The 1018-nt window shown below is 36.1% G+C and carries 1 protein-coding gene; it reads right to left on the bottom strand.

All coding sequences use genetic code 11. The annotated features are described in order from the left end of the window. On the bottom strand, positions 1-860 hold an 860-nt coding region (locus tag AAHB15_RS29890), incomplete at its 3' end, for an IS110 family transposase (protein WP_342043896.1). Positions 861-1018: the final 158 nt, after the last annotated feature.

Genomic DNA, 1018 nt, shown 5'->3' with positions numbered 1-1018 from the left:
GCGATTTTTTCACCAATACCAGGGATAGATTGGATAATCTTATATTCTTCAATTTCCTTAGCGAGAGTAGCTATCTCTGTTTCTAACTTTGATAGATACTCTTTATATTGAAGAAGCATATCAATATACATAGTCATGCTTAATAAATGACTTTTGTATAAAGTTTCTTGAAATGGATTTCGAGCTGCGGCATTCTTAAGTTTTTGTGTCTTTTCTTGTACCCATTTTTTTGATCCATGTTTATATAACTGTTTTATACCATCAGCCAACTCATCTTCACTAGCAGCCAAGATATCTTTTGATGTAGGATATTTTTGCAGGGTAAGTAAAGATACTACAGAGTATAACTCACCAAAAACTCCCTTATATTCAGGAAATACTTGATCTAATACTGCTTGAAATTGTAATTTGGTTTGTACATATATCTCGGTTATATTTGCATGTTGCCTAGTAAGATTACGCAGATTTAAGAGTCGTATTCCACGCTTTTTATAGGGCTCTAATTCCTCTTTATAGTAAAGCTCACAGAGCCGATAAGCATCAACTGCATCTGTTTTCACTTTTCGTAAACTTGAACTTTTGGCTCTATGGGAAATCAATGGATTGATGATTATTAATAAATAATTACGCTCCTCCAAATACTGAACAACTGGCGCATGATAATGCCCTGTAGCTTCTAATACAACCGGAGGTTGTTGACCAGTTACATCTTTTATCTCCTTAAGAAACTTAAATAATGATCCTAAACCTTCGAGATCATGCCTGATGCTAAAGCTTTTACGATAAGGTTTTCCTTTATCTAAAAATCCTTGAACTTCACTTTCCCCTTTTGATATATCCAGACCAACGACTGGATTCATTCCAGATCTCCTCCTCCAAATAATTAAATTACCGGTTACCCCTAATTCCTCTTGCAGTATCATAGCTTCGCTTGTTATGCGAGATCGTAGTCCCAACCAGCCTCAAACATGTTTCTACAAGTAGGGGGCGAACGGTTTAGCTGACGAGGTCATTGCCC

It is taken from the genome of Bacillus sp. OTU2372 (genome assembly GCF_038440275.1).
Classification (GTDB): domain Bacteria; phylum Bacillota; class Bacilli; order Bacillales; family Cytobacillaceae; genus Neobacillus; species Neobacillus bataviensis_B.
The sequence above is the reverse complement of the archived record's forward strand: the minus strand, read 5'-3'. Positions and strand labels throughout refer to the sequence as shown.